The organism is Micromonospora palythoicola (assembly GCF_036689795.1).
In the GTDB taxonomy this organism is placed as follows: domain Bacteria; phylum Actinomycetota; class Actinomycetes; order Mycobacteriales; family Micromonosporaceae; genus Micromonospora; species Micromonospora palythoicola.
In genome coordinates this window covers 25,813-51,833 of the sequence record NZ_JBAGKI010000043.1, presented here as the reverse complement: position 1 = coordinate 51,833, position 26,021 = coordinate 25,813, and the positions used below count along the sequence as shown (strand labels likewise).

Below are 26,021 nucleotides of genomic sequence, written 5' to 3'. Positions count from 1 at the left end.
GCTCCCGCCCGGCGCAACCTGGAGCGCGCGCGACGGTCGATCCAGCAGATCCACGAGGCTGCCGTCCGGCACCGCGACCCGGCCCTGCACGACCTGGCCGACGAGATCAGTGAGATTGCCATGACGTTGGGCCACGACGCCGGCCCGGTCCAGGATTGGCGGCCGTGCCCGGTCTGCGGAGCGCAGCCCGGGTCGCACTGCGCGAGGTTGCCGGGGCACGAGATGGTCAACGACATGCACCCTGAACGGACCAGCCTCTAGTTTCGGGAACGGCGTGGCCTGTCGCTTCGATCCCCTGGGCAGCTAGCTCGTCGGAGCAGGAGCCATCTCCCTCGGGGTGGGCTGACCAGCGACAGCACCATTCCTACCACTGGCCTGCGTCAGTCGAACAGGACCACGGTGCGGGCGCCTTCGCCCCGGGCCATCCGGGCCAGCGCCTCCGGTGCGTCGTCGATGGTGATCCGGTCGGTGACCAGGAAATCCAGGTCGAGGGTGCCGTCGAGCACCGCGCGGGCCAGTTCGGGCACGTCGCGGTCCGGGTCGGAGGAGCCGTACACCGAGGAGCGCAGGGTGCGGGCCGAGTGGAAGATCTCCAGGGCGCTGAGGGCGACCATGTCGTCCTTGCCGCCCATGCCGACCACGATTACCTGCCCGCCGCGTCGGGTCGCTCGCCAGGCGGCGCGGATGGTGGCGGCCCGTCCGACGCATTCGACCGCGTGGTCGACGCCACGGCCACCGGTGAGGGTCCGTACCGCGCGGCTGAGGGTGTCGTCGGCGAGCAGGAAGTCGGTCGCACCGGCCGCGTACGCCAGGTCGGCCTTTGCGGGTGCGACGTCGACGGCGACGACGGTGGCGGCGCCTGCCGCGCGGGCGGCGGCGACAGCGGAGAGGCCGACGCCGCCGAGACCGATGACGGCTACCGAGTCGCCGGGCCGGACGTCGGCGGTACGGCGGATCGCGCCGACGCCGGTGAGCACCGCGCAGCCGAGCAGCGCGGCGGTGGGGAAGGGCAGCTCCGCAGGTACGGCCACCACTGCCTGCTGCGAGACCACCACCTGCTCGGCGAGCGCGCCGAGGCCGAGCGTGACGTGCAGGGGCGTGCCGTCGATCGTGTGCCCGGCGGTGGCGGCCGGGTTGCCGGAGCGTTCGCAGAGCCACGGCTCGCCGTGCCCGCAGTACCAGCAGTCGCGGCACGGGGGTGCCCAGTTGAGCACCACGTGGTCACCGACCGCTACCCGGTCGACGCCGTCGCCGACCTCGACGACCACGCCCGCGGCCTCGTGGCCGAGCAGCAGCGGGTACGGCGCGGCGATGGTGCCGTCGACCATGGACAGGTCGGAGTGGCAGACGCCTGCCGCCTTGACCGCCACCCGTACCTGGCCGGTGCCGGTGGCGGGCGGGTCGACAGGCTCGACCTTGGGCGGCGTGCCGACGCCGCGAACCACCAGGCCCTTCACCGTTGGATCGCCTTCACTTCGCAGAACTCCTCAAGCCCGTGTACGCCCAGCTCGCGGCCGAGACCTGACTGCTTGTAGCCGCCGAACGGGGCGAGCGGGTTGAACGGTGCGCCGTTGATGTCGACGGCGCCGGTGCGTAGCCGGCGGGCCACCCGCAGTGCCCGTTCCTCGTCGCCGGACCAGACCGCGCCGGCCAGTCCGTAGCGGGAGTTGTTGGCGACCCGCACCGCGTGGTCGTCGTCGTCCACCGGAATGACAGCCAGCACCGGCCCGAAGATCTCCTCCTGGGCGAGGGCGCTGTCGCTGTCGACGTCGGCGATGACCGTCGGGGCGACGAACCAGCCCTGCTGCGGGACGGGAGCGTCGGGTCCACCGGCGACGAGCCGGCCGCCGTCGGCCAGACCCCGGGCGATGTGGTCGCGTACCCGGTCCCGCTGCGCGGCGGAGACCAGCGGTCCGAGGCGGGTGGCCGGATCGAACGGGTCACCGAGCCGGTAGCCGTCGGTCGCCTTGGCGGCCAGGTCGAGGGCTTCGTCGTAGCGGTCCCGGTGGACGAGCATCCGGGTCCAGGCGGTGCAGGTCTGGCCCGAGTTGAGGAATGCGTTGCCGACGCCCACCTTCACTGCGCTGGCCAGGTCGGCGTCGTCGAGGATCACGTTCGCCGACTTGCCGCCCAGTTCCAGCGACACCCGGGCGATCCGGTCGGCGGCCAGGTGGGTGATCCGCCGGCCGGTGGCGGTGGAGCCGGTGAACGAGACCAGGTCCACGTCGGGGTGCCCGGCCAGCGCCTCACCGACCACCGGTCCGGTGCCGGTGACCAGGTTGACCACGCCGGGCGGCAGGCCGGCTTCGTCGATGGCGTCGAAGAGCAGGTACGCGGTCAGCGGGGTCAGTTCGCTCGGCTTCAGCACGAGCGTGCAGCCGGCGGCGAGGGCGGGAGCGAGCTTGGCGACGATCTGGTGCAGCGGGTAGTTCCACGGGGTGATCGCGCCGACCACGCCCACGGGTTCGCGTACCACTAGGGAGTTGCCCACGGTCTGCGGCGCGGGCGGGTGCGCGGCCAGGTCGACGTAGCTGCGCAGGACGGTGAGTGGCAGTCCGGTCTGGACGCGGGTGGCGACCTTCAGCGGGGTGCCGAGTTCACTGGCGACTGTGTGGGCGATGTCCTTGGTGCGGGCGGTGAGGGCGGCGTGCAGCCGGTCGAGGTGGGCGGCCCGGTCGGCGGGATCGGTGGCCGCCCAGCCCTCGAAGGCGGCCCGGGCGGCGGCAACGGCCCGGTCGACGTCCTCGGCGGTGCCGGCCGGGACGGTGCCGATGACCTCCTCGGTCGTCGGGTTGTGCACAGCCAACGGCTCTCCGCCGGCCGCGCGCACCCAGCGTCCGTCGAGGTAGAAGTCGGTCCGTACGGATTCCATGGGCTCCTCACCTCGACCTAAAACTAGCGGTGCAAGTTTGGACTCTAGTACGCCGGGCCGGCTGGCGGGAGGGGTGGCAGCGGGCCGACGACGCGTTCGTAGGTGTGCGACAGCCCGTCGATGAGCGCCTCCAGCCCCAGCGCGAAGGCGCCCTCGTCGACCTGTTGCTGGTGTTCGGCGAGGCGGTGGGCCTGACTCAGGTGCGGGTACTGCTCCGCGTAGAGCCCCGGATCCTTCACGAAGCCCTGGGCGAAGGAGCTGAGCGCGGAACCCATCACGAAGTAGCGCATGAGTGCCCCGATGTGCGTCGCCCGGGCGGGTGGCCAACCCGCCGCGACCAGCCCGCCGTAGACGGCGTCGGCCATGGTCAGGGCCGCTGGGCGTCGACCCGGGCCCTGGGCCAGGTGCGGCACGATGTTCGGGTGGGCGGCGAGGGCGGCCCGGTAGGAGTGCCCCCAGCGACGCAGCGCCTCGCGCCAGTCGACCTCGCCGAAGAACGACACGTCGACCTGACCGGTGATGCTGTCCGCGACCGCGTCGAGGATCTCGTCCTTGGTGGCGAAGTGGTTGTACAGCGAGGGTCCGCGTACGCCGAGAGCGGCGGCGAGCCGGCGGGTGGAGAACGCGTCGAGCCCTTCGGCGTCGATCAACGCGGCGGCGGCCTCGACGATCCGCTCCCGGCTGAGCAGGGCTTGTCGCGGCCGGGGCATGGGTGTCCTCCTTCGGATGGTGTCTCGCGGGGAACTTTGCCACACAGGGGTCTGGACAGCATAAAACTTGCAGCGCTAGTTTACTGCCATGGACCTTCACCTCTCCGCCGAGCAGGTAGCGGTCCGCTCGCTCGCCGCCGACTTCGTCAACCGCGAGGTGGTGCCGCACGCGGCGGCCTGGGACCGGCGCGAGGCGGTCGACCCCGCCCTCGTCGGCAAGCTCGGCGAGGTCGGCTTTCTCGGCCTCACCATCGGCGAGGAGTACGGCGGATCCGGCGGCGACCACCTCGCGTACTGCCTGGTGCTTGAGGAACTCGGCCGGGGTGACGCGGCCGTCCGTGGCATCGTGTCGGTGTCGCTCGGCCTGGTCGCCAAGTCGATCGCCACCCACGGCACGCCGGAGCAGCGCGAACGGTGGCTCCCTCAGCTCTGCTCCGGTACCGCGCTGGGCTGCTTCGCGCTCACCGAACCGGACAGCGGGTCGGACGCGGCGGCGCTCGCCACCCGGGCGGTCCGCGACGGCGACGACTGGCTGCTGACCGGCCGCAAGACGTTCATCACCAACGGCACCACCGCCGACGTGGCGCTGCTCTTCGCCCGCACCGGCGGCCCAGGTCACCGGGGGATCACCGCGTTCCTGGTGCCTACCGACAGCCCCGGCCTCGCCCGGTCGGAGATCAAGGGCAAGCTGGGCCTACGCGGGCAGGCCACCGCCGAACTCGTCCTCGACGCCGTCCGGGTGCCCGACACCGCCCGCCTCGGCGCGGAGGGTGCCGGCTTCAAGCTGGCGCTGGCCACCCTCGCCAAGGGCCGGATGTCGGTAGCCGCCGGCTGCGTCGGCATCGCCCAGGGCTGCCTGGACGCCGCCGTCGGCTACGCCGGAACGCGTACGCAGTTCGGCAAACCGATCGCCGGCCACCAGCTCGTGCAGCAACTGCTCGCCGGCATCGCTGTCGACACCGCCGCGGCGCGGCTGCTGGTCTGGCGGGTCGCCGACCTGATCGACAGGGGCCAGCCGTTCGCCACCGAGGCGTCGATGGCAAAGCTGTTCGCGAGCGAGGCCGCCGTCCGCGCGGCAAACGACGCCATCCAGGTGTACGGCGGGTACGGCTACATCGACGAGTACCCGGTCGGCAAGTACCTGCGCGACGCCCGCGTCGCCACCCTTTACGAGGGCACCAGCCAGATTCAGCAGCTACTCATCGGGCGGGCGCTGACCGGCGTCAACGCCTTCTGAACCAGCGAGAGGAACCGTGCGCACATGGATTTCGGGCTGTCCGACGAGGAGCGGGCCATCCGCGACACCGCCCGTGACTTCATCACCCGGGAGGTCATGCCGCTGGAGCAGGAACTGCTGCGGCGCGAGCGGGCCCACCAGCCCGGCCTGGAACGCTCCGAGCTGAGGGAGTTGCAGCTCAAGGCCCGAAAGTTCGGCTTCTGGGGGTTGGCCACGCCGCAGGAGTACGGCGGCATGGACCTGCCCGCCGTCGTCCAGTCGCTGATCTGGACCGAGATCGGCCGCACCTTCGTGCCGTTCCGCTTCGGTGGCGAGGCCGACAACATCCTCTTCCACGCTACCGAGGACCAGCGGAAGGAGTTCCTGCTGCCCACCATCGAGGGGGAGCGCAACTCCTGCTTTGCCATCACCGAGCCGGGTGCCGGTTCCGACGCCGCGAACATCCGGTTCAGCGCGCGCCGGGACGGCGACGACTGGATCCTCAACGGCGAGAAGACCTTCATCACCGGCGGCAACGAGGCCGACTTCGCCATCGTCATCGCGGTCACCGACCCCGAGCGGGGGGCCCGCGACGGCGGGGCGACCGCGTTCCTGGTGGACCGGGCGATGGGTTGGCGGTCGGAGTTCATCCCCACCATGGGCGAGGGCGGGCCCGCCTCGCTGTTCTTCGACGACGTACGGGTGCCGCACCGCAACATCCTCGGCGAGATCGGGCAGGGTTTCACCCTGGCGATGCAGTGGATCGGCAAGGGGCGCTACACCATCCCGTCGCACGCCGTCGGCATCGCCGAACGCGCGCTGCGGATGGCCATCGACCATGCCAACACCCGGGAAACCTTCGGGTCGAAGATCGGCACCAACCAGGCGATCCAGTGGATGATCGCCGACTCGGAGACCGAGCTGGAGGCGGCCCGCTGGCTGATCCTGCGCGCCGCCTGGACGGTCGACGCCGGCCTGGACCCGAGGCACGCCTCCTCGATGGCGAAGCTCTACGGCGCCGGCATGGTCAACCGGGTGGTCGACCGGGTCATGCAGATCCACGGCGGGATGGGTTACACCCGCGAGCTGCCGATCGAACGCTGGTACCGGCAGGTGCGGCTGTACCGGATCTTCGAGGGGACCGACGAGATGCAGCGCCTGATCATCGCCCGCGACCTGCTGCGCGGTTACACGAAGCTCGGAGGGCACCTGGGATGAGAAGCTTCGCCAGCCTCGACGAGTTGGCCGCCGCGGTCGGCGAACGACTCGGCCCCGGTCCGTGGTTCCCCATCGACCAGCGTCGGGTGAACCTGTTCGCCGACGCCACCGACGACCACCAGTGGATCCACCTCGACCAGGAACGAGCGGCGGCCGGGCCGTTCGGCGGCACCATCGCCCACGGCTACCTGACCCTCGCCCTGCTGCCCGCGCTGGTCGGCCGCCTGTACCGGGTGGACGGGGTGCGGATGGGGGTCAACTACGGCCTCAACCGGGTCCGGTTCCCCGCACCGGTACGCGTCGGCAGCTCGGTGCGGGTCGTCGCCACGATCGACCAGGTCAGCCCGTTCGAGGGCGGGGCACAGCTGGTGGCCACGGTGACCGTGGCGGGCGACGGCGGTGGCAAGCCGGTCTGCGTGGCCGAGACGGTCAGCCGGTTGTACGCGGACGCGCCGCGATGACCGCGCTCTCCCCGGCGACCGTGCTGGCCGGTTCCGCCGACCGGCACGCCGACACGGTCGCCGTCGTCGACGGCCGGGTCCGGGTCACGTACGCCGAACTGTGGTTGGAGGCCCGCTGCTACGGCGCCGGGCTGCGGGCCGCCGGGGTGCGCGGCGGTGACGCGGTGGCCCTGCTCGCGCCGAACGTGGTGGATTTCCCCCGGGTCTACTTCGGTGCCCTCGTCGCCGGTGCGGTCGCCGTACCGGTCGCCGTGCCGGTCGGTCCGCAGGCCGTCCAGCTGGCCCGGGAGGCGCGGCTGCTGGTCTGCCACACCTCGCACCTGGCCGCCGGGCGGCGGATCAGCGTACGGGCCGGCGTCCCGCTGCTCACGGTCGGTCCGGGCCGGGGCCCGTCCGACGTACCCCGGTTGGAGGATCTCGGCGACGTCCCACCCGGCCGGACCGGCGGGTTCGCGGACACCGACCTCGACCCCGCCGGCCGGACCGAGGTCGACCCGGACGACACCGACGTGGTGCTCGGTTGCCTGCCGCTGGGCGGCCGGTTCGGTCAGACCGTCACGCTGACCGGCACCTTCCGGGCGGGAGCGACCCTGGTGCTGCTGGGCCGCTTCACCGGCCCGGCGGCGCTGGACCTCATGCTGCGCGAACAGGTCACCGTCTTCCACGGCACGTCGGCGATGTACGCGGCGCTGCTCGACGCGGCCCGGGGCCGGGATTCGCTGCCCCGGCTGCGCCGCTGGGTCAGCCGGGCACCCCTGCCACCGTCCCTGCGCCAGCGCTTCACCAGCACCTTCGACACGGTCGTCCACGTGGCGGAGGGGGAGCGCGACTCGTCCGGGAGGCCGGATGCGTCCACCGGCCGGTGGCGTACCGCCCGACGGCTCCGCTCGCGTCGACTGGGCTGCCACGGCGAGCGCTACCGGCGGGGGCCCGGAAGCTAGTGCGGTGGCCCGCAGCGGTCGCCGGGTCTGGCCCGACCGGCGAGTGGCGCTTCGATCCGCGACCGGTCCGGCCGAGGTGTCGGTGCTGCGGTGCGGTTCCGAGCGCCGTACGGGCCGTCCCGGCGCCATCGCCTACGATTCGCCCATGATCCGAGACGAGCCGGCGGGGGCCGAGGTGCGGCTGCGCCCGATGACGGCGGACGACGCCGACCGGGTACTGGCGATCTACCAGGCCGGGCTGGACGGCGGCCACGCCAGCTTCGAGACCGTCGCACCGACCTGGGCCGCCTTCGACGCCGGCCGGCTGCCGGCGCACCGACTGGTCGCGGTCGACGGGGACGGGCCGGTCATCGGGTGGATAGCCGTGTCGCCCACCTCCGCCCGGGCGGTCTATGCCGGAGTGGTGGAGCACTCCGTCTACGTCGATCCGGCCGCCCAGGGGCGGGGAGTGGCCCGGCTGCTGCTCGACGCGCTTATCGAGTCGACCGACGCGGCGGGCATCTGGACGATCCAGTCCGGTGTCTTCCCGGAGAACACCGCCAGCCTGGCGCTGCACCGGCGGGCCGGTTTCCGGGTGGTCGGCACCCGCGAGCGGGTGGGCCGCCACCACGGCCGCTGGCGCGACGTCGTCCTGCTGGAGCGCCGCAGCCCGGTGGTGGACTGAACCGCGTCGGCGGGGACCGGCGAGCCGCCGGCCCCCGCCCGCGGTGCTACGGGTACTGCTCCAGGTAGACCGGAGCGCCGACCCGGTCCATGCCGGCCGCCTCGCCGACACCGTTGACCACGTGGTCGATGGTGCCCGCGCTGAGGTTCACCGTCATGATGTGGTGCAGCCGGATGCCGGGTCGCACCGGCACCTCGAAGCCGTTCTCGGTGCGGATCGACGGGTTGTTCTGGTTGAACACGTACACCCCGCCACCGTGCAGGGTGTGGTGGCGGACCCGGTCGCCGACCTTGTAGCCGGCCCACCCGTTGACCGTGCCGTTGTGCCAGTCCGCCTGGGTGGGCGGGTCGTACGGCAGCTCGTTCTGGTAGAGGATCGTGGTGCCGTGCTCACCGTTCCACACGGTGTTGTACCGCTGGAAGTGCTCGACGAACAGGCCGGTGGCGGTGACGTGGTCGCCGTTGACGACGACGCCGTAGCGACCGGTGTTGGTCCGCCAGCGGTCGGTGTCGCCGTTGACGCCCTCGGTGAAGCCCTCGACACCGTGGTCGCCCCGCCACACCCAGGTGTGGTCGATCAGCACGTGGTCGCTGTTGACCTCCAGCGCGGTGTCCGTCTTGCCGATGTGCGGGCCGCCAACCCGAAAGTACACGTCGGACAGCGTGATCGGGTTGCGTGGGGTGCTGTGGTTGCGGCCGTGCTCGCGGCCGACGCGCAGCAGCACCGGTGACTCCTTCAGGCCGGCGTCGATGGTGACCCCGGCGACGACCACGCCGGGCACCCCGGCGACGTTCAGCGGTACCGCGCCGTCGACCGCGGTGAGGGTGGCGTGCCCGATGCCGAGCACGATCGTGTCGGGCCGGCGGACCTCGATGCTGCGGGCCACGTCGTACACCCCGGGGGTGAGCAGCAGGTGTCGGCCCCGGGCGAGTTCCCGGTTGATGACGTGCACCGGGTCGGACGGCCGGGCGACGAAGAAGTCGCCGATCGGGATGGTCCGCCCCGGCGTCATCCGGGTACCCCAGGTGATGCCGCGCGTGTCGCGGCGTACGGCCGGCACCCGGACCTGGTACTTGCCCCTGGCGTCGACGAACAGGTACGGCTTCTCCCGGCTCAGCGGGGTGGTGTCCAGGGTGGTGTACGGCGGGTCGGGGAACCCGGCGTCGTCGGGCGCGCCGACCACCCCGGCGAACACCTGGTTCCACACGGCGTTGGACCAGCTCTCGACCTCGCTGTTGCGGGTGAGCCACTGCTGCTGCGAGCCGTTGGTGGTGGCCGGCAGCCGGGAGTCGGCGATGAAGCCGCCACTGGCGTACTGCGGCCCGTTGGTGCAGTAGTCCATCAGGGACAGGCCGCCGCCGCTGATGTCGAGCCGACGCATCGACACCGCCTGGGACACCGCCCAGAAGTTCGCCGAGGCACGGCAGTCGTCCTGGCCGGCGGCGTTGATGCGCAGCGACAGGTTGCTCAGCGTGCGCCAGAAGTTGACGAGCGCGATGCAGTTGCCGGTGCCGCCCTCGGTGAGGCACCGGTTGTACGCCTCGACCTTGCCGTTGATGACCACGTCGGTGGGGGAGGCCCCGAGGCCGGAGATCTCGGTGTAGTAGCCCACCTTGATCTGGAGCGGCTGGTCGGCCGTGCCGTAGTGGCCGGGCCGGAACAGGTAGGCGTGCCGGGTGGTGCCCATCTCGTTGTTGACCTGCGCGGCGTGCGCCGCGTCGAGGGTCGCCTGGATCTGGCTGACCGGCATGCTCGGGTCGAAGATCGTGACGTTGGGACCGAAGGTGGGGCCGGTCGGTCGGGGCGGGCCCGCGCTGACCGGGGTGTTCGTGGCGACCGCGGCGGTGGTCAGCACCAACCCGAAGGCCAGTGCTCGACCGAGTCGCCGCTGTGGTGGTGGGGTCGGCATGCGTTCGTCCTTCCCGTCGGGCCGGTTGATGGCGGACCCGACGACACGATGGACCAGGGCGTGTGAGAGCGCTCTCTCATCAGGCTGACTTGTATCACGGTGTGAAGAAACGGGGACGAGATGTTTCTACCCCGTAACGCCGCCGCGCGCCATGCCCCGAAGCGGGTGAATCCACGATCGACACCGTCCCGGCGGAACGTCGACGTCCGGAGGGCGAGCGTCCCGCCGGAACGGCTTCGAGGTCACCCGGCCGAGGTCGGGGCGGGATCGCCTCGGCGGCCGGCACCTCGGCGGGCGAACACGCCGACGACGACGTCGGCCACGAGGAAGCCGAGCAGCGGGATGCCGAACCAGGGCAGCGCCCAGCCGACCGCGACGATCACCGGCACGCCGAGCAGCACCACCCACCAGGGCAGCCCGCGCAGGCCACCACGCGCCGGTGGCGTGCCGACCGGGGCTCGCCGGTCGGCCCGGGTCGGGCGGCGCTGCCACCACATCCGGTAGCCCCACACGATGACGCAGAGCAGACCGAGGGCCAGCGCGGCCAGCAGGATCTGGTTGACCACGCCGAAGAGCAGCCCCATGTGCGCCTGTACGCCCAGGGCGCTGAGCTTGGCCAGCAGCGACCAGTCGGCGAAGTCGTTGCGCGCCGTGACCGCGTTGGTGGCCGGGGCGACGGCGACCTGGTCCAGCCGTACCGGCCAGGTGTTGTCGGTCTGGGCGACCGCCCAGGCGGTACCGGGCCCGCCCGGGCTGATCTCGACCGGCCCGGACAGGCCGGCGTCCCGAGCCACCGCCAGGACCCGGTCGAAGGTGGCCGGGTCGGCAGCCGCCGACGCCGAACCGCCGCCGTGCTGATGCTCGCCGCCACCGGCACTCGGGGCACCGTCCAACGTGGTGGACAGCACCGGCCGCCGGGCGTCGAGCGCGTCCAACCCGGCGCCGAAGTTCGCACCGGCGAAGCGGGACCAGGTCAGCCCGGTGGCCGCGAGGAACAGCAACCCGACGGCGAGCCAGACACCGGTGGTGGCGTGCCAGCTCCGGGTTCGCCGTACCCCCTTGGCGGCGGACAGGTCCGGAACCAGTAGGTGCCTGGCGCGACCACGTCCGTTGTTCCGGCGACGCCACCACAGGATGATGCCGCCGAGCGCCAGTACCCACAGCCAACTGGCGGCGATCTCGGAGTAGTGCCGCCCGAGGTCGCCCAGGTGCAGGTTGCGGTGCAGGTCGTCGAGCCAGGTGGTGGCCGGGGTGGAGCCGAACCAGGTGGTGAGCTGCCCGCGAACCTCGCCGGTGTACGGGTCGACGTGGACGGTGTGTTGCTTCTCGCCCAACTCTTCAAGGGCGAAGACGACCCGGGTCGTCTGGTCGCCGGTACCCGGGGCCACCGACACCAGATCGCCGGTCGGGTGGGCGTTGCGGGCCGCGGTGACCTGATCGGCCAACGACCTCGGTTGGTTGCCGACGCTGGCGACGGTGAGCTGGTCGCCGTAGAGGAGCTGATCCAGCTGCGGCGTGACGGTGTACGCCAGGCCGGTCAGCGCGGCGACCACCAGGAACGGGGCGATCAGGACCCCGGCGTAGAAGTGCAGGCGCAGCAGTAACGCCGCCAGCGGCGCGGCGCGCCGTGGTGAGCTGGCGGGTACCGGGCCGGGGAGGGACTCCGACGCGGACTCGTCGGACAATTCGGTCAGAGACATGCGTGTTCCGATCGGGTGAGGAGGTCATGCTGCGGACCTGGCCCGTGCCCTTCGGGTCAGTGCTGCCGGCCGTCGCCCGGATGCCCGCCGCTCGATCACCTAGTCGGACGGCGGCCCGTGCTGGTTCCCGCGACTCCGACGTCGTTGCGCCCAACCATGATCGTCTAGGATCGGCGGCCGGTGCGGCGCACGACACGGAGGTTGGGTTGGCATGTGGCCGTTCAAGAAGCACCCGACGGAGCCGGTCCTGGACCCGACCTACGGTGACCCGCACCGCAAGGCCCTGATCCGGGCGCTGGAGAAGCGCAAGTGGAAGTGGGCCCGGGAGCTGCTCACCATGGCAGCCGACCCGGACGAACTGGCCTTCCTGATGGAGGCCGTCGGCGGGGTCGACGGGATTCAGGACTGGATCGGCGATTGGATCGACGCCGAGCCGGAGTCGACGCTGCCGCTGCTGGTAGCCGGTTGTCACGCGGTGCACTGGGCGTGGGAGGCACGCGGCGGCAAACTGGCCAGGTACACAAGTGCCGAGCAGTTCAGAGGATTCCACGAGCGGTTGCACTACGCCGAGGCGACGTTGCAGCAGGTGATCGCCCGCGAACCGGACAACGTGACGGCGTGGGCGTGGCTGGTGACCAGTGCCCGCGGGCTGGGCATCGGTGCGGTCGAGGCTCAGCAGCGGTTCGACGCGGTGACTCGACTGCACCCCGGGCACCTCGTCGCGCACGAGCAGCGGCTGCAGTACCTGTGCGCGAAATGGTCCGGTAGTCATGAGCAGATGTTCGACTTCGCCCGGGGTGCTGCCGCTGCGGCCGGACCCAACAGTCTCCTGCATGAGCTGGTGGCCGTCGCCCACATCGAGAAGTGGGACCGCACCGAACGAGCGGAGGCCAACGATTACATCGTCTCGGACGAGGTCCGGACGGAGCTGCTCGCCGCGGCGGAGAACTCCATCTTCCACCCGGATTACATCCCTGCCGGCCCGGGCTGGGCACCCCGAGTTGCGACGTTCGCGCTGGCCTTCGAACTGGCTGACGAGTTCGACGCGGCCTGGCACGCGTTCGCACTGCTGGACGGCATGGTCACCGAGTGGCCGTGGATGATCCTCGGCGACCCGGTCGAGAAATTCACCGCCTCCCTCGACTACGTGAGCGCGAACCGCAACTGACGAACTGCGGTACGGCCCGACTTAGGCCGGAGCGGGTGACGGTCGGCAGGTACCCTCGGCCGGTGTTCTCGCCACAAGGCCCGTCGCTGCGGGAGCTGTGCGTCCAGGCGCTCTCCTCGGTCGAGCGCGGCTACGACCTGCTGGCGCCGAAGTTCGACCACACGCCCTTTCGTACGCCGGAAAGCGTGCTCGACGCGACCGTCGAGGCGCTGTCCGAACTCGGGTCGTTCGCGCACGGCCTGGACGTGTGCTGCGGTACCGGCGCGGGCATGCGGGTGCTCCGGTCCCTGTGTTCCGAAGGGATCACCGGCGTCGACTTCAGCGCCGGAATGCTCGCCCAGGCCCGCCGCGCGTACCCGGATGCCACCTGGGTCCGGGCCGACGCTCGGGCGCTGCCGTTCGCCGCGGGCTTCGACCTCGCGGTCAGCGCCGGAGCGCTCGGACACTTCCTGCCGACCGAACGGCCCGCGCTCTTCGCCGGGGTGTACCGGGCGCTGCGGCCCGGCGGACTCTTCGCCATCCCGATCGGCACGGCACCGCCCACCTCGGTGTCGCACTGGATGACGCGCGGATTCGACCTGGTCATGCGGGTACGCAACGTCGTCTGGCGCCCGCCGTTCGTCATGTACTACCACAGCGCGCCGTTGCCCGGGCTCTGTGCCGACCTGACGGCGGCCGGCTTCACCGCGACGGACGCCGTCTTGCCCGCCCTGGGCACGCACCGCGACGGCAGCCCCCGTTTCCAGCTCATCCTCGCGCGCAAGGCTGCCGCGCACTCCTGAGACGTCGAACGCGCACTCCTGAGACGTTGAAGGGCCTCTCCCTCACACCTCGGGCAGGCCGACGTAGTTCTCGGCGAGGCTTGTCGCGTACGCCGGGGAGGTGGTGACGTAGCGCAGGGTTGCCGACTGGAGCTTCGCCTCGTACGGGTCGTCGGCGTTGAGCCGGTGCAGCATCGAGGTCATCCACCAGGAGAACTGCTGTGCCCGCCACACCCGCCGCAGCGCGGTACGCGAGTAGCCGTCCAGCAGGTCGGTGCTGCCGTCGGCGTACCAGGCGGCGAAGGCGTCACCGAGCAGCGCGACGTCGGCGAGGGCCAGGTTCATGCCCTTGGCCCCGGTCGGCGGCACGATGTGCACCGCGTCGCCGGCCAGGTACAGCCGCTGCCACTGCATCGGCTCGACCACCAGGCTGCGCAGCGGAGTGATCGACTTCTCCAGCACCGGACCCTCGTTGAGCGTCCAGTTCGGCACCGTCTCCAACCGGGTACGCAACTCGGCCCAGATCCGCTCGTCCGGCCAGTCGGCGATGTCCTCGTCGGCCGGAACCTGGAGGTACAGCCGGGAGATCTGCGGCGAGCGCATGCTGTACAGGGCGAAACCGCGCTCGTGGTGGGCGTAGATCAGCTCCTCCACGGCGGGCGGGGCGGCGGCGAGGACGCCCAGCCAGGCGAACGGGTAGGTGCGCTCGTAGGTGGTGAGCACCCCCTCGGGCACGGCCGGCCGGCTGATCCCGTGGTAGCCGTCGCAGCCGACGACGAAGTCGCAGTGCAACTCCTCGGCCCGGCCCTGGTGTCGAAAGTGGACCACCGGGGCGGTGTCCAGTCCGGACAACCGGTCGGCGGGTGCCTCGAACAGGATCGTCCCGCCCGCCGCCAGCCGGGCGGCGATCATGTCCTTGACCACCTCCTGCTGGCCGTACACGGTGATCGCCCGGCCGGTCAGCTCGGTCATCGGCACCCGGTGGGACTCGCCGTCGAAGCGCAGCTCGATGCCCTCGTGCCGCAGCCCCTCCCGGTCCAGGCGGGCCCCCAGGCCGGTGTCGCGCAGCAGGTCGACCGAGCCCTGTTCGAGCACGCCGGCGCGCAACCGGTGCTCCACGTACTCCCGGCTGCGGCTCTCCAGCACCACCGAGTCGATGCCGTGCCGGTGCAGCAGGTGCGACAGCATGAGACCGGCCGGTCCCGCTCCGATGATGCCGACCTGGGTACGCATCCATGCCTCCTTGGGTCCGACGGCCTAGAACGGGTAGCGCGTGATGTCACCCTGCACGGTGAGCCACTGCGTCTCGGTGAACGCCTCGATGTTCGCCGCCGGCCCACCGAACCGGGAGCCGGTGCCGGAGGCGCCGACCCCGCCGAACGGGGCCAACGCCTCGTCGCTGACGGTCTGGTCGTTGATGTGCACGATGCCGCTGGGGATGCGCTCGGCCAACGCCATCGCCTTCATCACGTCGCGGCTGAGGATGCCCAGCGACAGACCGTACTCGCTGGCGCCGGCCAGTGCCGCCGCCTCGTCCAGGTCGCCGAAGGTGAGCACCGGGGCGACCGGGCCGAACACCTCCTGCGCGTACGCCGGGGTGTCCGGGGTGACGTCGGCGAGCACGGTGGGTCGGTAGAACAGCCCGTCGTAGCTGCCGCCGGCGGCCAACCGGGCACCCGCGTCCACGCTCGACGTGACCAGCGAGTGGATCTTGTCGCGCTGCGCTTCGTCGATGATCGGCCCGAGCGCCACCTGCTCCTTGGCGGGGTCACCGACCGGCAGGTGGTCGGCCTTGGCGGCCAACTCGGTGACGTACCGTTCGGCGAGGCTCTCGTGCACCAGGTGCCGGCCGGTGGTCATGCAGATCTGCCCCTGGTGCAGGAAGGAACCCCAGGCCCCGGCCGAGACGGCGAGGTCGAGGTCCGCGTCGTCGAGCACCACCAGGGCGGAGTTGCCGCCCAGTTCCAGATGCGCCCGCTTCAGGTGCCGCGCGGCGGCCTCACCGACCTTGCGGCCCGCGGCGGACGACCCGGTGAAGCTGATCACCCGTACCCGCGGGTCGGCCACCAGCGCCTCGCCGGTGGCGACTCCGCCCGGCAGCACGTGCAGCAGTCCCTCGGGCAACCCCGCCTCCTCGAAGACCCGGGCGATGGCCAGGCCGCCGCACACCGCCGTGCGCAGGTCCGGCTTGAGCACCACCGCGTTGCCCAGCGCCAGCGCCGGGGCGACCGAGCGGATCGCCAGGATCAGCGGAGCGTTGAACGGCGAGATGACGCCCACCACGCCGACGGGTAGCCGGCGGGCCAGGCTCAGTCGGGGCTGAGCACTCGGGATGATCTCACCGAGCGACTGCGAGGGCAGCGTCGCGGCCTCGTAGCACTCCTGCGCGGCGGTGCCGGTCTCCAGGACGCCCTTCGGCGGGATCGACCCGGACTCGCGGACCACCCAGTCGCCGACCTCGGCGGCGTGCTGCTCCCACAACGCGCCGGCCTGGCGCAGCACAGCAGCCCGCTCGGTGTAGCTGGTGGCGGCCCAGGCCCGCTGCGCGGCGGCGGCCCGGGCACTGGCCCGCGCGACGTCGTCGGCGTCCGCCACGCCGACCTGGCCGATTTCCTCGCCGGTGGCGGGGGCACGGACGGCGGCGGTGCCGCCGGCCGACCGTACCCAGCCATCGCTGTAGAGCCGGCCGTGCCAGGTGTCGGTGTCGAGCAGGGGCATGGTGATCCTCCTTGCGCCGCAGGTGGGACAGCCACGGGCAGGTGGCCGGCGGATGGTCCGGTCACGCCTGACACGTGCGGCGGCCCCGGCGGTGGCCTGGGTCGGTCGCACGGCGCTTGTTCGCCTGCCGAACAAGCGTTCTCATCAAGGACATTTGCACGGTACCCGATCCGCGTCAACGGATCGCCGCAACATTTCTGCAATCGGTCGGGCCCGGGAGGGCGGTCGGCCGGGCCGCGTTGACGAACGTCACCGAGGCGGATTACGTTCGAGATAAGTACGCCGGTCCGCATACCGAACACATGTCGATGGGCGTTCGACACAGGAGGCAGGGAGGCCCATGGCGAAGCTCGTCCCGCTCGCCGACGGCGTCGCGGAACTGGTCCGCGACGGGGACACGGTGGCCCTCGAGGGGTTCACCCACCTGATCCCGTTCGCCGCCGGTCACGAGATCATCCGGCAGGAGCGGCGCGACCTGACCCTGGTGCGGATGACCCCGGACGTCGTCTACGACCAGCTCATCGGGGCGGGCTGCGCCCGTCGCCTGGTGTTCTCCTGGGGCGGCAACCCCGGCGTGGGGTCCCTGCACCGCTTCCGCGACGCCGTACAGAACTCCTGGCCCGTCCCGCTGGAGCTGGAGGAACACAGCCACGCAGGGATGGCCAACCGATACGTCGCCGGTGCCTCCGGCCTGCCCTTCGCCGTGCTGCGTGGCTACACCGGCACCGACCTGCCCAGGCACACCGGCAACATCCGCAGCATCGACTGCCCGTTCACCGGGGAGACGCTGACCGCGGTCCCCGCGCTGAACCCGGACGTGACGGTGGTGCACGCCCAGCGCGCCGACCGCGCCGGCAACGTGCAGATGTGGGGCATCACCGGCGTACAGAAGGAGGCGCTGCTGGCCGCCCGCCGGTCCCTGGTCACCGTCGAGGAGATCGTCGACGAGCTGACCCCGGTACCGGGCCAGGTCGTGCTGCCCGGCTGGGCGGTCACCGCCGTGGCGCACGTGCCCGGCGGTGCCCATCCCTCCTACGCCCAGGGCTACTCGGTGCGGGACAACGCCTTCTACGTGGCCTGGGACGAGATCAGCCGGGACCGGGACACCTTCCAGCGGTGGATCGAACAGCACGTGCACAATTCGGAGGCGAGGGCATGAGCGAGCGTCAGTACACCGCCGACGAGATGATGACGGTGGCGGCCGCCCGGCAGCTGCGCGACGGCACCGCCTGCTTCGTCGGGATCGGCCTGCCCAGCACCGCGGCGAACCTGGCCCGCGCCACCCACGCGCCCGAACTGGTGCTGATCTACGAGTCCGGGTGTCTCGGCGCCAAGCCCGACCGGCTGCCGCTGTCCATCGGTGACGGCGTCCTGGCCGACACCGCCGACGCGGTGATCCCGGTGCCCGAGGTGTTCAACTACTGGCTGCAACCCGGGCGCATCGACGTCGGCTTCCTCGGCGCCGCGCAGCTCGACCGGTACGGCAACATCAACACCACCGTCATCGGTGGCGACTACACCGACCCGAAGGTGCGCCTGCCCGGTGCCGGTGGCGCTCCCGAGATCGCCGCCTCCTGCGGCGAGGTGGTGGTGATCGTCCGGCAGAGCCGACGTACCTTCACCGAACGCGTCGACTTCGTCACCTCGGTCGGCTACGGCGCCGGCCCCGGTGACCGGGCCCGGCTCGGCCTGCGCGGTGGTGGACCCCGCACCGTCATCACCGACCTCGGCATCCTCGAAGCCGACCCGGACAGCTGCGAACTCACCCTCACCCGGCTGCATCCGGGCGTGACCGTCGAGCGGGCCCGCGAGTCCACCGGCTGGCCGCTCGCCGTCGCCCGGGACCTGGGCACCGTCGAGCCGCCCACCGCCGAGGAACTCGCCGTGCTGCGCGCCCTCGAAGCGACCATGCGGGCGGCGGCGTGAACTGGCGCAGTCCGGTCATCGGGGGTGGTGCGATCATCCTCCGGCTTCCGCTCGGCTGCTGCTGGGCGCGGATACTCGGAACGACTGACGGGGAGGAGCGGCCGTGACCCAGGACGCCGAGCGGAAACTGATCCTGCCGAGCTACCGACGCGACGACGTCGACGCCCATCCGCCGCTGCTGAGTCCCGGCTACCGCTCGACCGTGGCGCGGGCACCGCAGCAGCCGTTGACCTACCTGCCGCAGCGGCTCACCGAGGTCACCGGCCCGCTGCTCGGCGAGGGCCGCCTCGGCGAGCGGGACCACGACCTGACCCGCCAGCACGACGGTGAGCCGCTCGGTCAGCGGATCATCGTGCACGGCCGGGTCGTCGACGGCGACGGCCGCGCGGTTCCGCACACCCTGGTGGAGATCTGGCAGGCCAACGCCGCCGGTCGCTACCGGCACGCCGCCGACACCTGGCCGGCGCCGCTGGACCCGAACTTCACCGGCGTCGGGCGGGCCCTGACCGACGCCGCCGGGCGGTACCACTTCGTCACCGTGCAGCCCGGCGCCTACCCGTGGCGTAACCACGACAACGCCTGGCGGCCCGCGCACATCCACTTCTCCCTGTTCGGCCGGGCGTTCACCCAGCGGCTGGTGACCCAGATGTACTTCCCGGGCGACCCGCTGTTCTCCCAGGACCCGATCTTCAACTCGGTCCGCGACGAGCGGGCCCGACAGCGGATGGTGGCCCGCTACGACCACGCCACGACCCGGCCCGAGTGGGCGCTGGCCTACGAGTTCGACATCGTGCTGCGGGGCCGGGAGGCCACCGTGTTCGAGGACGAGGACGACGATGAGTGAGTCGCTGGGCGTCACGCCCGCCCAGACCGTCGGGCCGTACCTGCACATCGGGCTGAGCTGGCCGGACGGGCCGTACGTGGTGCCGGCGGGCACGCCGGGGGCGTTCTGGCTGCGTGGCCGGATCGTCGACGGCACCGGCGCGGCCGTGGTCGACGCGATGGTGGAGAGCTGGCAGGCCGACCCAGACGGGCGCTTCGACCACCCCGACGATCCGCGTGGCGCCCGGCCGTCGGCGGTCCCCGGATTCCGGGGTTTCGGCCGGTCCGAGACCGACACCGAGGGCCGGTACGCGTTGCACATCGTCAAGCCGGGGCCGCTGCCCACCTTCGACGGCGACACCGAGGCACCGCACCTGACCCTGTCGGTGTTCGGCCGAGGGCTGCTGCACCGCCTCGTCACCCGGGTCTACTTCTCCGGCGAGGCGGCCAACGCCACCGACCCGGTGCTGCGTACCGTCGACCCGCAGCGGCGTGACACGCTGCTGGCCCGGCCGGCCACGGACGGGTTCCAGTTCGACATCCGCCTTCAGGGAGAGCATGAGACCGTCTTCTTCGCCGTCTGAGGCACTGCTGCGCGGGCTCTCCGGCACCCCCGACGTCGACGCCGAACTCGGCGACCACGCCCTGCTGCGGGCGCTGCTGGACGCGGAGGCCGCCCTGGCCCGGGCCGGCGCCGACGTCGGGCTGCTGCCCGCCGAGGCCGCCGAGGAGATCGTCCGGCAGTGCCGCGTCGAGCGGTACGACCCGGCAGCTCTCGGTCCCGCGGCCGAGGCGGCCGGCAACCCCGTGGTCCCGCTGGTGCGGGAGCTGACCGCCGCGGTCGCCGAACCGGCCCGGCCGTGGGTGCACCACGGCGCCACCAGCCAGGACGTGCTCGACACCGCGCTGTCACTGGTGGCGGTCCGCGCCGCCGGTCCGCTGCTGCGGCACCTCGCCGACGCCGCCGACGCCGCCGCCCGGCTGGCCCGGACCCACCGCGACACCCTGATGATCGCCCGCACGCTCGGCCAGCAGGCCGCACCGACCACCTTCGGGCTCAAGGCCGCCGGCTGGCTGGTCGGCCTGGTGCAGGCACGGACCCGGCTGACCCGGGCGTGCGCCGACCTGCCCGCACAACTCGGCGGGGCGGTGGGCACCCTCGCCGGCTACGGCGCGGCCGGGCCGGTGATGGTCGACCGGTTCGCCGCACACCTGGGCCTGGCGGCGAGCCCGTTGCCCTGGCACACCCGCCGTCAGCCCCTGCTCGACCTGGCCGCGGCCCTCGGTGGGCTGCTCGCCGCCACCGGCAAGATCGCCCTCGACGTGGGCCTGCTGGCGCAGACCGAGGTCGGCGAGGTGGCCGAGGGGGGCGCGGAGCGGGGCGGCTCCTCGGCGATGCCGCACAAGCGCAACCCGGTGGACTCGGTGCTGGTCACCGCCGTGGCCCGGCGCGGCCCCGGGCTCGTCGGCACGCTGTTCGCCGCCGCCGGTCAGGAACACGAGCGGGCCACCGGCGGCTGGCACGCCGAGTGGGAGCCCCTGCTCGACCTGACGCACCTGGCCGGCGGGGCGGCCGCCCGTACCGCCCGGATGCTCGCCGGCCTCGACGTGCGTCCGCGGCGGATGCGCGCCAACCTGGACGCCAGCGGCGGCCTGTTGCTCGCCGAGGCGGTCGCCGCCCGGCTGGCACCGGCCCTCGGCCGTGCCGCCGCCCACGGCCTGGTCCGCCGCGCCGCCGCCCGGCCCGACTTCCGGGCGGCGCTGCTGGCCGAGGCGGACCTGCGCGCCCACCTGTCGGAGGCGGACGTCGACGCCGCCCTCGACCCGGCCGGCTGGCTCGGCAGCGCCGGGCAGCTGATCGATCGCGCCCTCGACCTGCACCGTGAGGCGACGCGCGGCCCGGCCGCCAGCGCCGAACCGCGCCGTGAGGCGACGCGCGGCACAGCCGCCGGACCGCGCGAGGCGCAGCCGTGACCGCCGGGCTGCACGTCACCGTCGACGGTCCGCCGGACGCGCCGGTGCTGCTGCTCGGCAGCTCCCTGGGCACCACGGGCGCGATGTGGCAGCCGCAGGTGGCGGCGTTGACCGAGCGCTACCGGGTGGTCCGCTACGACCATCTCGGCCACGGCGGCTCCGTGGTGCCGGCCGGGCCGTACACCATCGACCTGCTCGGCCGGAAGGTGCTGCGACTGCTGGACGCCCTGGGCGTGGCCCGGGTCCACTACGCCGGGCTCTCCCTCGGCGGGATGGTCGGCATGTGGCTGGCCGCGCACGCCGGCGAGCGGATCGATCGCCTCGCCCTGCTGTGCACCTCCGCATCCCTCGGACCGGCCGAGGGCTGGCGGGCCCGGGCCGCCACCGTCCGGGCCGGTCGGCTGGACAGCATCGCCGACGCGATCGTCGAACGCTGGTTCACTCCCGCCTTCGCCGCGCGTAACCCGGACACCGTCGCCGGGTACCGGAGCATGCTGGTGAGCACTCCCGCCGCCGGGTACGCCGGCTGTTGCGAGGCGATCGCCGCGATGGATCTGCGTCCGGACCTGGCCGCCGTGCGCGCCCCGACGCTGGTGATCGGGGCCGCCGACGACCCGGCGACCCCACCGGAGCAGGCCGCCGCCATCGCCGAGCGGATCCCCTCGGCCCGCCTGGTGGTGCTCGACGGCGCGGCGCACCTGGCCAACGTCGAGCGACCCGAGGCCGTCGCCCGACTGCTCGCGGCACACCTCGATCCGGAAGGCGTGGTGCCCAGATGACCGACCAGCAGCGGTACGAGGCCGGCATGGCGGTACGCCGGCAGGTGCTCGGCGACGCGCACGTCGACCGGGCCGTCGCCGGCACCGACGAGTTCACCACCGACTTCCAGGACCTGATCACCCGCTACGCGTGGGGTGAGATCTGGACCCGGGAGGGGCTGGACCGGCGGACCCGCAGCTGCGTCACCCTCGCCGTGCTGGCCACCCTGCACCACGACGAGGAACTGGCCATGCACGTACGTGCCGCCCTGCGCAACGGCCTCACCCCCGACGAGGTGAAGGAGGTGCTGCTCCAGGTGGCCGTCTACGCCGGCGTACCGGCGGCGAACCGGGCGTTCAAGGTGGCCCAGGAGACGCTGCGGCAGGAGGGCCGGTGACCGAGGAGGCTACGGCCCGACCCGGCGAGTTCGTCCAGTCGTTGGAACGCGGGCTCGCGGTGATCCGGGCCTTCGACGCCGAACACCCGCAGCTCACGCTCAGCGAGGTGGCCCGCACCACCGGGCTGACCCGGGCCGCGGCCCGACGTTTCCTGCTCACCCTCGTCGAACTCGGCTACGTCCGCACCGACGGGCGGCTGTTCTCGCTGCGTCCGCGCGTCCTCGATCTCGGCTACGCCTACCTGTCCAGCCTGAGCCTGCCCGAGGTGGCGCAGCCGCACATGGAGGCGTTGGTGGCGCAGGTGCACGAGTCCTGCTCGGTGTCGGTGCTCGACGGCGACGAGGTCGTCTACGTCGCCCGGGTGCCCACCAAGCGGATCATGACGGTGGGGATCAGTGTCGGCACCCGGTTCCCCGCGTACGCGACGTCGATGGGTCGGGTGCTGCTCGCCGCGCAGCCGGCCGGATGGCTGGACGACTATCTCGCCACGGCGCAGCTACGCCCGCTGACCCGGCGCACCGTGACCGACCCGGCCAAGCTGCGCGGCCTCCTGACGAAGATCGCCAGCCAGGGGTACGCCCTGGTCGACCAGGAACTGGAGGAGGGGCTGCGGTCACTGGCCGCGCCGATCCACGGCGACAACGGTTCGGTGGTGGCCGCGGTGAACGTATCCGCCCACGCCAGCCGCGGCTCGTTCGAGATGATCCGCAAGGAACTGCTGCCGCCGCTGCTGGCCACCGCCAGGCGCATCGAGGAGGACCTGGGCGCCGGTCCCGGTCGCTGAGCCCGGCTTCGCGGCCTGCGCGAATCGGCCCGGGACGGTCCGTCGGCGTACCACCATGTGGGGGGCGACGAACGGGGGCGGGGTGCGCGAGCTGCTGCTGGTCATCACGCTGGGCGTCGTCGTGGTGGTCGGCACCACCATCGGCGGCCGGTACCGGGTCGCCCCGCCGGTGCTGCTCATCTGCCTGGGTGCCCTGGTGGCGCTGCTGCCCCCGTTCTCGCACGTCGTCCTCGCGCCCGAGGTGGTCCTGCTGCTGTTCCTGCCGGCGATCCTCTACCGGGAGAGCCTGGTCGTCAGCCTGCGGGAGATCAGGGCCAACATCGTGGTCATCGCGTTGCTGGCGATCGGTCTGGTCGGGGTCACGATGGTCACGGTGTCGCTGGTCGTGCAGCGCTTCGGTGTCGACCCGGCGGTGGCCTGGGTGCTCGGCGCGGTGCTCGCCCCGACCGACGCCGCGGCGGTGGCCGGGCTGGCCAAGCGGATGCCCCGCCGGCTGCTGACCACCCTGCGCGCGGAGAGCCTGGTCAACGACGGCACCGCCCTGGTGCTGTTCGCCATCGCGCTCGGTCTGCTGGGTGGGGGTGCCGCACCGAGCGCCTTCGAGCTGGTCGAGCGGATCGGCCTGTCCTTCCTCGGTGGCATCGCCGCCGGCATGGTGGTCGGCACGGTGGTGATCCTGATCCGCAAGCGCATCGACGACCCGCTGCGAGAGGGCGCGCTGAGTGTGCTCACCCCGTTCACCGCCTTCTTCCTCGCCGACAGCATCCACGAGAGCGGGGTGCTCGCGGTGGTGGTGGCCGGCCTGATGCTCTCCTACGCCAGCCCTCGGGTGATCCGGGCCCGGTCCCGGATCCTCGCGCTGTCGTTCTGGGATCTGACCACCTTCCTCATCAACGGGGGACTCTTCGTGCTGGTGGGCATGCAGATTCCCCGGGCGGTGCGGAACGTCACGAGTGTGTCCCTGGGCCGGGCCGTCGTGATCGCGCTCGTGGTGGCCGGGGTGCTGGTGCTGGTCCGGATGCTCTGGCTGCACCTGATCGCCGCCGTGGCCCGGCTCGATCGGCGCGAGTCACAGCTCGCCCGCCAGGTCAACTGGCGGGTCCGTACGGTGGCCGGCTGGGCCGGTTTCCGAGGGGCGGTCTCGCTGGCCGCGGCGCTAGCCGTGCCGTTGACCGCGCGGGACGGCAGCCCGGTGCCGGAGCGGGATCTGATCATCTTTGGTGTCGCCACGGTGATCCTGGTGACCATGCTGGTGCAGGGCACCACCCTGCCGTTCCTGCTGACCTGGGCCGGGTTGCGCGGCGACCCGGAACGGGTCGCGGAGTCACGGCAGGCGCAGGTGACCGCCACCCAGGCCACCCTCGACGCGTTGCCCGACCTCGCCGGCCGGGTGGGTGCCGAAGCGGAGATCCTGCACCGGCTCCGGGCCGAGTACGCGGGTCATCTGAACGCGATGCGGGCCGAGCCGGAGGACGAATCGGTGACCGCCCGGGAGGTCGAGCGCCAACTGCGGCTGGCCGCCCTCGAACACAAGCGGCGCGAGCTCACCGGGATGCGTGACCGGCGGGAGATCGACGACACCGTGTTGCAGGAGTTGCAGGCCCGACTCGACGTCGAGGAGATCCGCCTGCTGGGTCCGACGCCGTTCGAGTGACGGCCGGACTCCGGCTCGATGTCGACGCCGCTCACGCGGTGGCCGTGGCCGCACCGCCGACGGGCAGCGCCAGCGCGACCGTGAGGTCGAGCAGACTACGCGGATCGGTGAGCCGGTCACCGTAGATCTGGCGCAGCTGACCCATCCGGTAGCGCACGGTCTGCGGGTGGACGAAGAGGTCGGCGGCGACGTCGTCGCGCCGTCCCTGGTGCAGCAGCCAGGACCGCAGCGTCTCGGTGAGGCGCTCGGCGGTGGCGGCGGGCAGCGCGGCGAGGGGTTGCAGGACCCGGGTGCGCAGGTCGGCGAGCGCCTCGACGTCGGCGCTGAGCAGCAACTCGGCCAGATGCGCCTCGGTGTCCAGGGGCTCACCGTCGGTGGGCTGGGCGATACCGAGTGCGACCACCCGGACCACCCGCCGGTACGAGGAACTGACCCGGGCCCAGGGACGACACGGCCCCAGCACCGCGCGGCGGCCGTGCAGCACCCGGGCGAGCTGCCGCCGCCGGTCGCCGTGCATGTCCGGTACGAGCAGCACCGCGGTCTCCTCGCCGGGCTCACCGGCCGGCAGTTCCTCGCTGCTCTCCAGGGTGTGTTCGGCCAGCAGGGCGAGCGCCCCGCGCAGCTTCGCCTGCGGCAGCAGCACCACGGTGAGGGTCTGCGGCACCGGCCAGTCGGCCCGCTCGGCGCTGCGCAGCAGCACGTCCTCCGCCTCACCGGCGAGCAACTGCTGGGTGAGCCGTTCCAGGTTCCGCCGCCGGGCCCGGCCCACGCTCGCCAACTCGTCGGCGTGCCCGGCGACACTCGCGGCGGACAGCTCGTCGATGTAGGCGAACATCAGCTCGGCGAACTCGGCGACCGTGGCGGCGGGCAGCCCGGTCGCCACGGTGGCGGCGGCCAGCTCCCGCCAGGAGACCCGGGCACCCACCCGGTACGCGGCCAGCAGCGCGTCCACGCTGCGGCCCGACCGGGCCTCGCCGCTACCCAGCGCGTACGCGGCCTCCAGCGCCGGGACCAGCGGGGTGCTCGGATCGCTGACCTGCGTACGGTCGGCGGTCTGGGACTGTTCGAGCAGTTGCAGGAAGGTGCCCAGCGCGATCTGCACCGCGTTCTCTATCTTGTCCCGCATCTGGCCGGTCAGGGTGCCGGAGTAGCTGGGCACCTCGCCGGTGATCGCGGTGACGGTCTGCCCGGCCACCAACGGCAGCCGGTCGCGCAGTTCACGGGCCACCCGCTGGTCCAGTTCGATGCGGGCCGCCCGATTGGTCGTTCCGGAGGGTTCCGCCACGGTTGTTCTCCCCGCACAAAAGGGATGGATCGCTTTACCTTCGCTGGCCAAGATTTTATGCCAGCGCGCCGCGACCATCGT

The 26,021-nt window shown here is 72.3% G+C and carries 25 protein-coding genes; 17 read left to right on the top strand and 8 right to left on the bottom strand.

The genetic code is table 11. From position 1 onward, the window contains the following. Positions 1-261: zinc finger domain-containing protein (locus tag V5O40_RS19020; RefSeq protein ID WP_332906712.1), on the top strand; the 261-nt coding region annotated here is incomplete at its 5' end. Between the two features lie 119 nt (positions 262-380). Here V5O40_RS19020 and V5O40_RS19015 read toward each other — a convergent pair. Genes V5O40_RS19015 through V5O40_RS19005 form a run of 3 tightly spaced genes read right to left on the bottom strand, consistent with a single transcriptional unit; the run spans position 381 to position 3,582 of the window. Next, a complete protein-coding gene (locus V5O40_RS19015) occupies positions 381-1,457 on the bottom strand; it encodes an alcohol dehydrogenase catalytic domain-containing protein (RefSeq protein WP_332906711.1) in 1,077 nt (358 codons plus the stop codon). After that, positions 1,454-2,872, bottom strand: coding sequence for an aldehyde dehydrogenase family protein (locus V5O40_RS19010; RefSeq protein WP_332906710.1), 1,419 nt, complete (start codon positions 2,870-2,872; stop codon positions 1,454-1,456). The genes V5O40_RS19015 and V5O40_RS19010 overlap by 4 nt, the downstream gene beginning before the upstream one ends. A gap of 44 nt (positions 2,873-2,916) precedes the next feature. Further along, complete coding sequence (locus V5O40_RS19005; protein WP_332906709.1) at positions 2,917-3,582, bottom strand: TetR/AcrR family transcriptional regulator; 666 nt, start codon at positions 3,580-3,582, stop codon at positions 2,917-2,919. 88 nt (positions 3,583-3,670) lie between these two features. Here V5O40_RS19005 and V5O40_RS19000 point away from each other — a divergent pair, with 88 nt between their 5' ends. The 5 genes from V5O40_RS19000 (at position 3,671) to V5O40_RS18980 (ending at position 8,082) form a co-directional block, all read left to right on the top strand. Then, the gene (locus tag V5O40_RS19000; protein ID WP_332906708.1) at positions 3,671-4,819 is read left to right on the top strand and encodes an acyl-CoA dehydrogenase family protein; all 1,149 of its coding nucleotides are present in this window, start codon (positions 3,671-3,673) and stop codon (positions 4,817-4,819) included. Positions 4,820-4,843: 24 nt separating this feature from the next. Further along, complete coding sequence (locus V5O40_RS18995) at positions 4,844-6,016, top strand: acyl-CoA dehydrogenase family protein (RefSeq protein WP_332906707.1); 1,173 nt, start codon at positions 4,844-4,846, stop codon at positions 6,014-6,016. After that, the gene (locus V5O40_RS18990; protein WP_332906706.1) at positions 6,013-6,477 is read left to right on the top strand and encodes a MaoC family dehydratase; all 465 of its coding nucleotides are present in this window, start codon (positions 6,013-6,015) and stop codon (positions 6,475-6,477) included. Before V5O40_RS18995 ends, V5O40_RS18990 begins: the two co-directional genes overlap by 4 nt. Continuing rightward, positions 6,474-7,418, top strand: a complete 945-nt coding sequence (locus V5O40_RS18985) for an AMP-binding protein (RefSeq protein ID WP_332906705.1) — start codon at positions 6,474-6,476, stop codon at positions 7,416-7,418. The genes V5O40_RS18990 and V5O40_RS18985 overlap by 4 nt, the downstream gene beginning before the upstream one ends. Positions 7,419-7,563: 145 nt before the next feature. Then, positions 7,564-8,082, top strand: coding sequence for a GNAT family N-acetyltransferase (locus tag V5O40_RS18980; RefSeq protein ID WP_332906704.1), 519 nt, complete (start codon positions 7,564-7,566; stop codon positions 8,080-8,082). 46 nt (positions 8,083-8,128) lie between these two features. Here the strand turns inward: V5O40_RS18980 and V5O40_RS18975 are convergent, their stop codons facing one another. Together V5O40_RS18975 and V5O40_RS18970 are read right to left on the bottom strand one after the other, a co-directional pair. Further along, positions 8,129-9,991, bottom strand: a complete 1,863-nt coding sequence (locus V5O40_RS18975; protein ID WP_332906703.1) for an adenylyl cyclase — start codon at positions 9,989-9,991, stop codon at positions 8,129-8,131. 242 nt (positions 9,992-10,233) lie between these two features. Then, positions 10,234-11,691, bottom strand: coding sequence for a PepSY-associated TM helix domain-containing protein (locus tag V5O40_RS18970; protein ID WP_332906702.1), 1,458 nt, complete (start codon positions 11,689-11,691; stop codon positions 10,234-10,236). A 211-nt stretch (positions 11,692-11,902) separates the two neighbouring features. On the opposite strand from V5O40_RS18970, the gene V5O40_RS18965 reads away from it, so the two are divergent. After that, entirely contained in the window at positions 11,903-12,859 is a 957-nt protein-coding gene (locus V5O40_RS18965; RefSeq protein WP_332906701.1) for a DUF4034 domain-containing protein, read from the top strand. A 62-nt stretch (positions 12,860-12,921) separates the two neighbouring features. Beyond that, on the top strand, positions 12,922-13,641 hold the full coding sequence (locus tag V5O40_RS18960; protein ID WP_332906700.1) for a class I SAM-dependent methyltransferase: 720 nt from the start codon (positions 12,922-12,924) through the stop codon (positions 13,639-13,641). 42 nt (positions 13,642-13,683) lie between these two features. On the opposite strand, the gene V5O40_RS18955 is transcribed toward V5O40_RS18960, so the two are convergent. Together V5O40_RS18955 and V5O40_RS18950 are read right to left on the bottom strand one after the other, a co-directional pair. Further along, entirely contained in the window at positions 13,684-14,853 is a 1,170-nt protein-coding gene (locus tag V5O40_RS18955; protein ID WP_332906699.1) for a 4-hydroxybenzoate 3-monooxygenase, read from the bottom strand. 24 nt (positions 14,854-14,877) lie between these two features. Beyond that, entirely contained in the window at positions 14,878-16,338 is a 1,461-nt protein-coding gene (locus V5O40_RS18950; RefSeq protein ID WP_332906698.1) for a benzaldehyde dehydrogenase, read from the bottom strand. 340 nt (positions 16,339-16,678) lie between these two features. On the opposite strand from V5O40_RS18950, the gene V5O40_RS18945 reads away from it, so the two are divergent. The 9 genes from V5O40_RS18945 to V5O40_RS18905 all read left to right on the top strand — a co-directional run bounded on the left by V5O40_RS18945 (position 16,679) and on the right by V5O40_RS18905 (position 24,655). Next, positions 16,679-17,497: a CoA transferase subunit A gene (locus V5O40_RS18945; RefSeq protein ID WP_332906697.1), complete on the top strand. Its 819-nt coding sequence runs from the start codon at positions 16,679-16,681 to the stop codon at positions 17,495-17,497. Beyond that, positions 17,494-18,264, top strand: a complete 771-nt coding sequence (locus V5O40_RS18940) for a CoA-transferase subunit beta (protein WP_332906696.1) — start codon at positions 17,494-17,496, stop codon at positions 18,262-18,264. Before V5O40_RS18945 ends, V5O40_RS18940 begins: the two co-directional genes overlap by 4 nt. 103 nt (positions 18,265-18,367) lie before the next feature. Then, positions 18,368-19,108 (top strand): protocatechuate 3,4-dioxygenase subunit beta, encoded by a 741-nt coding sequence (pcaH, locus tag V5O40_RS18935; RefSeq protein WP_332906695.1) that lies wholly within the window; start codon positions 18,368-18,370, stop codon positions 19,106-19,108. Then, positions 19,101-19,670, top strand: coding sequence for a protocatechuate 3,4-dioxygenase subunit alpha (gene pcaG, locus V5O40_RS18930; protein ID WP_332906694.1), 570 nt, complete (start codon positions 19,101-19,103; stop codon positions 19,668-19,670). The genes pcaH and pcaG overlap by 8 nt, the downstream gene beginning before the upstream one ends. Next, a complete protein-coding gene (gene pcaB, locus V5O40_RS18925) occupies positions 19,645-21,060 on the top strand; it encodes a 3-carboxy-cis,cis-muconate cycloisomerase (RefSeq protein WP_332906693.1) in 1,416 nt (471 codons plus the stop codon). Before pcaG ends, pcaB begins: the two co-directional genes overlap by 26 nt. Next, on the top strand, positions 21,057-21,839 hold the full coding sequence (gene pcaD / locus V5O40_RS18920; protein ID WP_332906692.1) for a 3-oxoadipate enol-lactonase: 783 nt from the start codon (positions 21,057-21,059) through the stop codon (positions 21,837-21,839). Before pcaB ends, pcaD begins: the two co-directional genes overlap by 4 nt. Next, positions 21,836-22,216, top strand: a complete 381-nt coding sequence (gene pcaC, locus V5O40_RS18915; protein ID WP_164447050.1) for a 4-carboxymuconolactone decarboxylase — start codon at positions 21,836-21,838, stop codon at positions 22,214-22,216. The genes pcaD and pcaC overlap by 4 nt, the downstream gene beginning before the upstream one ends. Next, a complete protein-coding gene (locus V5O40_RS18910; protein ID WP_332906691.1) occupies positions 22,213-23,001 on the top strand; it encodes an IclR family transcriptional regulator in 789 nt (262 codons plus the stop codon). Before pcaC ends, V5O40_RS18910 begins: the two co-directional genes overlap by 4 nt. 82 nt (positions 23,002-23,083) lie before the next feature. After that, entirely contained in the window at positions 23,084-24,655 is a 1,572-nt protein-coding gene (locus V5O40_RS18905) for a Na+/H+ antiporter (protein WP_332906690.1), read from the top strand. A 31-nt stretch (positions 24,656-24,686) separates the two neighbouring features. Here the strand turns inward: V5O40_RS18905 and V5O40_RS18900 are convergent, their stop codons facing one another. Then, entirely contained in the window at positions 24,687-25,940 is a 1,254-nt protein-coding gene (locus V5O40_RS18900) for a PucR family transcriptional regulator (protein ID WP_332906689.1), read from the bottom strand. Positions 25,941-26,021: the final 81 nt, after the last annotated feature.

Coding starts and splice junctions, on each gene's coding strand:
- V5O40_RS19010 (WP_332906710.1), bottom strand. CDS start 2,872: ATGGAATCCGTACGGACCGACTTCTACCTCGACGGACGCTGGGTGCGC.
- V5O40_RS19005 (WP_332906709.1), bottom strand. CDS start 3,582: ATGCCCCGGCCGCGACAAGCCCTGCTCAGCCGGGAGCGGATCGTCGAG.
- V5O40_RS19000 (WP_332906708.1), top strand. CDS start 3,671: ATGGACCTTCACCTCTCCGCCGAGCAGGTAGCGGTCCGCTCGCTCGCC.
- V5O40_RS18995 (WP_332906707.1), top strand. CDS start 4,844: ATGGATTTCGGGCTGTCCGACGAGGAGCGGGCCATCCGCGACACCGCC.
- V5O40_RS18990 (WP_332906706.1), top strand. CDS start 6,013: ATGAGAAGCTTCGCCAGCCTCGACGAGTTGGCCGCCGCGGTCGGCGAA.
- V5O40_RS18985 (WP_332906705.1), top strand. CDS start 6,474: ATGACCGCGCTCTCCCCGGCGACCGTGCTGGCCGGTTCCGCCGACCGG.
- V5O40_RS18980 (WP_332906704.1), top strand. CDS start 7,564: ATGATCCGAGACGAGCCGGCGGGGGCCGAGGTGCGGCTGCGCCCGATG.
- V5O40_RS18975 (WP_332906703.1), bottom strand. CDS start 9,991: ATGCCGACCCCACCACCACAGCGGCGACTCGGTCGAGCACTGGCCTTC.
- V5O40_RS18970 (WP_332906702.1), bottom strand. CDS start 11,691: ATGTCTCTGACCGAATTGTCCGACGAGTCCGCGTCGGAGTCCCTCCCC.
- V5O40_RS18965 (WP_332906701.1), top strand. CDS start 11,903: ATGTGGCCGTTCAAGAAGCACCCGACGGAGCCGGTCCTGGACCCGACC.
- V5O40_RS18955 (WP_332906699.1), bottom strand. CDS start 14,853: ATGCGTACCCAGGTCGGCATCATCGGAGCGGGACCGGCCGGTCTCATG.
- V5O40_RS18950 (WP_332906698.1), bottom strand. CDS start 16,338: ATGCCCCTGCTCGACACCGACACCTGGCACGGCCGGCTCTACAGCGAT.
- V5O40_RS18945 (WP_332906697.1), top strand. CDS start 16,679: ATGGCGAAGCTCGTCCCGCTCGCCGACGGCGTCGCGGAACTGGTCCGC.
- V5O40_RS18940 (WP_332906696.1), top strand. CDS start 17,494: ATGAGCGAGCGTCAGTACACCGCCGACGAGATGATGACGGTGGCGGCC.
- pcaG (WP_332906694.1), top strand. CDS start 19,101: ATGAGTGAGTCGCTGGGCGTCACGCCCGCCCAGACCGTCGGGCCGTAC.
- pcaB (WP_332906693.1), top strand. CDS start 19,645: ATGAGACCGTCTTCTTCGCCGTCTGAGGCACTGCTGCGCGGGCTCTCC.
- pcaC (WP_164447050.1), top strand. CDS start 21,836: ATGACCGACCAGCAGCGGTACGAGGCCGGCATGGCGGTACGCCGGCAG.